Annotated in this window: 4 protein-coding genes; all 4 read right to left on the bottom strand. The window is 36.0% G+C overall.

Features of this window, described 5'->3' with window-relative positions:
• Window positions 1–230: 230 nt before the first annotated feature.
• Window positions 231–530: a hypothetical protein gene (locus BN2144_RS05855; RefSeq protein WP_033827364.1), complete on the bottom strand. Its 300-nt coding sequence runs from the start codon at window positions 528–530 to the stop codon at window positions 231–233.
• A 47-nt stretch (window positions 531–577) separates the two neighbouring features.
• Window positions 578–811 (bottom strand): heavy-metal-associated domain-containing protein, encoded by a 234-nt coding sequence (locus BN2144_RS05850; RefSeq protein WP_033827363.1) that lies wholly within the window; start codon window positions 809–811, stop codon window positions 578–580.
• A 191-nt stretch (window positions 812–1,002) separates the two neighbouring features.
• On the bottom strand, window positions 1,003–2,856 hold the full coding sequence (locus BN2144_RS05845) for a heavy metal translocating P-type ATPase (RefSeq protein WP_033827362.1): 1,854 nt from the start codon (window positions 2,854–2,856) through the stop codon (window positions 1,003–1,005).
• 180 nt (window positions 2,857–3,036) lie between these two features.
• Window positions 3,037–4,350 (bottom strand): IS1380-like element ISBco1 family transposase, encoded by a 1,314-nt coding sequence (locus BN2144_RS05840; RefSeq protein WP_017550355.1) that lies wholly within the window; start codon window positions 4,348–4,350, stop codon window positions 3,037–3,039.
• Window positions 4,351–4,507 lie beyond the last annotated feature (157 nt).

Below are 4,507 nucleotides of genomic sequence, written 5' to 3'. Positions count from 1 at the left end.
TGACACAATCAATTAGTATCCCTTTTAGGTATGTGACATGTAGTGTTTGATTTGTTCAATCTTCAGCATTAAAATCTATTTTTACTTTACTGAAGTTGAATAGTACTTTTACACTATCTTCTTCAACGTCATTAACTCTTTTCGCTGCGTTTTGATCCTTTGCAAACAGGCGGGACAAGATAGCGTTTCTAGTTGATTCGTTGCTTTTTGTATTGAATATTCCCCCCTTCCTATGCTTGATAAGCTTTGTCCGCTTCCGCTAACATGTTAAATGTGCCTGCATATGTTTCACAAACATCTCCAGGAATGGTGTAGTTGTCTGTGATTTTTCGTAATTGAGCAAATTCAGCATCTAAGTCAGGTTTGTTCGTACCTGCGTCTTTTACCTTTTTACTGATTTTTTCGAATAGTTCACGTACTTCAAAGGCTTCTGGATGGTTCTTACCATGGGCCCGTGTAATCGCAGTAGTGTATAAATCCAGTTTTTCAAAATGGTTTGTTATTACTTCGTTAAATGTTTGTTCAGACATTATTATTTCCCTCTTTCTATAAATAATTTTTGTTATGTGTGTTTGTCTTAGGCAGATTTTACTTTTGATTTAACGACGGGATATCCTAAGTCTTCAATTGCCTTTTTGATATCATTAATGGTGATCGTTTCTGAATCAAAATCTACTTTCACTTTACTTGCATTGAATAATACTTTTAAGCTATCTTGATTAACCCCGTTTAATCCTTTCACCGCATTTTCAATCTTTTGCATACAAGATGGACAAGATAATGTTTCTAATTGAATAACTGCTTTTTGCATGAATTATTTCTCCTTTCATCTTATCTTTGATTTTTTTGTTTTCCCTCTTCTTCTTTACAATTTAAGTATAGCTCAGGTTCAACGAAATGAAATTGACGGAAATCAAGTTTCGGAAAAAATAAGGGAAGTATTTTGTTTTTCAGAAAGAATACTTCCCGTTTATCGTTCGTAGAGACCACTTTCTAATAAAATTATCCTCTCAAACGATATCTTAACAATCTCATACCATTTAAAATAACTACTAAGATACTTAATTCGTGAACCAACATCCCAATGGACATGTTCATCCACTCACTAAAGAGTAAGCTAGCAAGTAAGATCAATACCACACCCACTGCAATGATGATGTTTTGTTTCATGTTGCTTGATGTTGATTTTGTCAGGCCTAGTGCGTGTGGCAAACGGCTAAAGTCAGAGTTCATTAAAACAACATCTGATGTTTCAATTGCAACATCTGTTCCACTTCCCATGGCGATTCCGATATCTGCTAAGGCTAGTGAAGGACTATCATTCACTCCGTCACCGACAAAGGCAATGATTTGACCTTCTGCTTGCATTTTTTCGATATAAGCAGATTTTCCTTCCGGTAGCATATGACCATGTGCTTCTGTTAACCCAAGTTCTCGAGCAACTAAATCTACGGTTCCTTGGTTGTCCCCAGAAAGAACGACAAGGTTTTTGACCCCTAGTTTTTTCAGTTTTTGAAGATCTTGTTTCACACCCGGGCGGATTTGATCTCGAATACCCATTAGAACGTTTAATTCTCCGTCAACCGAGGTTAAAACAAGAGAGTTCCCGTTTTTTTCAAAGCGTTCGACATCTTTTTTGGCTTTTTCGCTTAACTCCACATTTTCTTTTTCCATTAAAGCTACGTTACCAACTGCTATACGATGGCCATTTACTTTTGCTACAATCCCGCCACCTTTAACAACTTTGGTTTCTTCTACTGTGGAGAAAGTCGTCTCACCAATATCTTGTAGGACTGCTTTTGCTAATGGGTGTTCCGATTCACGTTCCACACTAGCTAAGTATCCTAGAACTTCCTCGGTATTATTTCCGTAAAATTCTTTTTCGGCAACTTCAGGGTTTCCTACTGTCAATGTTCCTGTTTTATCAAATACGATGGTATCCACTCTGCTAAAGTCATTGATAACTTCACTACCTTTTAGAAGTACACCATTACGTGCGCCGTTTCCGATACCAGCGACGTTAGATACAGGTACACCGATCACTAATGCTCCAGGACATCCTAATACAAGGATGGTGATTGCCAATTCAATATCTTTTGAGAACAACCAAACAATAAAACCAAGGACTAAAACAGCTGGTGTATAGTATTTTGAGAATCGGTCAATGAAACGTTCTGCTTCTGATTTGGAATCCTGTGCCTCTTCAACTAATTCGATAATTCTACCAAATGTTGTATCTTCTCCAACACGATCAGTTTGAATTTGAATCGTTCCATTTTCTAAGATAGATCCAGCAAATACTTCAGAATCAACCTTTTTACTTACAGGTAGAGATTCTCCAGTAATACTTGCTTCATTAATGTGACCTTCACCAGTTAACACTGTTCCATCTACCGGAACTTTTGCACCCGTTTTAACTAATAAAATGTCACCTTCGTCTACATCATCGACATCTACTTCTTCAAATTCGCCATTTTCCATTTGCTTTAAAGCACTTTCTGGTGCGAGCTCTGTTAATTCTTTAATGGCAGAACGTGTTTTGTTCAAGGTACGCTGTTCTAAATAAGAACCAAATAAGAATAGGAAAGTCACAATAGCAGACTCTTCATAGTTTTTAATTAATACTGCTCCAACAACAGCAATCGTAACTAATACATCAATACTAACAACTTTTACTTTTAATGCTTGATAGGCTTGGATTGCAATCGGCGCCACACCAAGAATGGATGCAATGATGAGCGACCAATTGAATAACACCATGTTGTCTAAGGAAAATCGTCCGAAGAATGCAAGTGCAATCAAAATTGCACTGATCAGTGTAATGGAATTCTTTTTACTTAATCCTGAAATATTCATAGCTACAAATCCCATTTGATAAAATTTGTTAAATTAGTTGAAAATAACGGTATTTAATTAAGAACCGTAGCCAATTCATAAAATAACTGAATTTTCAATAGAACAACTCTGGTATTTTGGGCATACTTGCCCCTTGACTGAAAAATTTATTTTTTTCAGTTATGAGAAGTATTCTATTGGTCATTCCAATTGTAGTTTTTGAATTCGATTCAGTACATCCCAAAAGAAATTTTGATACACAAAACTCGATGATAGTTTGAAGTAAAGGGATCTGCCTGATTTCACGACTTTACTTGCCGCTTTAATTAACCGAGTACGTATCGTATCAATTTGCATAGTTTTTTGACCTTCCGGAAAACAAAGAGTTCGTAACCAATTGGTCAAATTATATGCAAGAAGTGTTAACATCATTTTTACTTCGTTCACTAGAAAAGCGTGGCTATTCATATGATCAAAGTAAAAGCCATTTTTTGCTTCTTTGATATAGTTTTCCATCGTCCCTCTTTTTTGATAAGCTCGGACGATATCTTGAGGAAAAGCTAATTCAAAGTTAGTAACAAAAAAGGAATGGGTAAAGAACAGCTCACCTGCAGGACGTACCGATTGAATAATCACCCTTCTTGGTTTTGACCATGATTTTGCTTGGTAAATCGTTTCTTCATAATAGGTTTCCGTCTTGGAAACATCTAAAGGTGCGGAAGAAGGATGGTATTCCTTCGCTAAACTTTGTAGTTGTGAATTCGATTTCAACCGAATAATATACAAAACAGATTCTTCTTCACACAGATCGTATAATCCCGGAACAGCAAACCCACTATCTCCACGAAGAAACAGGGTAGTTTCCGGAAACATTTCGTTATAATGTTTAATGAGAGGCCGAATAAATTCCACCACACCATTTGATGTATAAACATTTCCGGGACGGAGTTGTGCTTTCAAAAAGTCACCAGTCGCACCATCAAAGGCGACTAATGGATGAAAACCCATCGTGCCATAATGAGTATTATATGACGAAGATTCTTGGTCCCCATATGTATCCGAATGAGTCGAATCCAAGTCGATAAATAACTCTTTCGATTGTCGAAAACAATGAATCTTATCAAGCATTTCTTGGTTAGCCAGATTTAATTGTTCAATTGAATCTTTATCAAATCGTGTATAAAAGCGAGACAAACTGGGCTGGGAAGCAAGTGTTGGAGTTTCAATGATTTCCTTAAACACAGGATCATGAGTCAACTGATCAGCCGCATCATCTTCCGCATACCCGGCAATGATTTGATAGACTTTTTGACGTAACAAGTTTTCATTTGAATGAAGATAATATTTCCTTGAATCGTTAAGTCTCAAGTACTTAACTAAAGTCTTTGAAAAACCAATTTTTTCATCGAATTCTCTAAAAAGAAACTCACCTGTATCGGAGGAAAGAGAACCTCCATCATTTGACAATTTAATTTTATGATTGAAATCAAGTGTTTTTTGCGTTAAAGTAACCATATAAAGAGTCCTTTCTGTTTGGTTTTTGTTTTGGTTACTTTAACTTTAACAGAAATGGATTCTTTTTTCATTTTTTTAATGAATTACAATAAAGCCGAAAAGGCTTGGTAATCCATAAGTTATAATAAGTTTCTGAATTTCTGTGAATAATTCAGGT

Source organism: Bacillus andreraoultii (assembly GCF_001244735.1).
GTDB classification, from domain to species: domain Bacteria; phylum Bacillota; class Bacilli; order Bacillales; family Caldibacillaceae; genus Caldifermentibacillus; species Caldifermentibacillus andreraoultii.
The sequence above is the reverse complement of the archived record's forward strand: the minus strand, read 5'-3'. Positions and strand labels throughout refer to the sequence as shown.

Bases quoted from the DNA above. Each gene is read 5' to 3' on its own strand.
- BN2144_RS05855 (WP_033827364.1), bottom strand. From the start codon at position 530: ATGTCTGAACAAACATTTAACGAAGTAATAACAAACCATTTTGAAAAA.
- BN2144_RS05850 (WP_033827363.1), bottom strand. From the start codon at position 811: ATGCAAAAAGCAGTTATTCAATTAGAAACATTATCTTGTCCATCTTGT.
- BN2144_RS05845 (WP_033827362.1), bottom strand. From the start codon at position 2,856: ATGAATATTTCAGGATTAAGTAAAAAGAATTCCATTACACTGATCAGT.
- BN2144_RS05840 (WP_017550355.1), bottom strand. From the start codon at position 4,350: ATGGTTACTTTAACGCAAAAAACACTTGATTTCAATCATAAAATTAAA.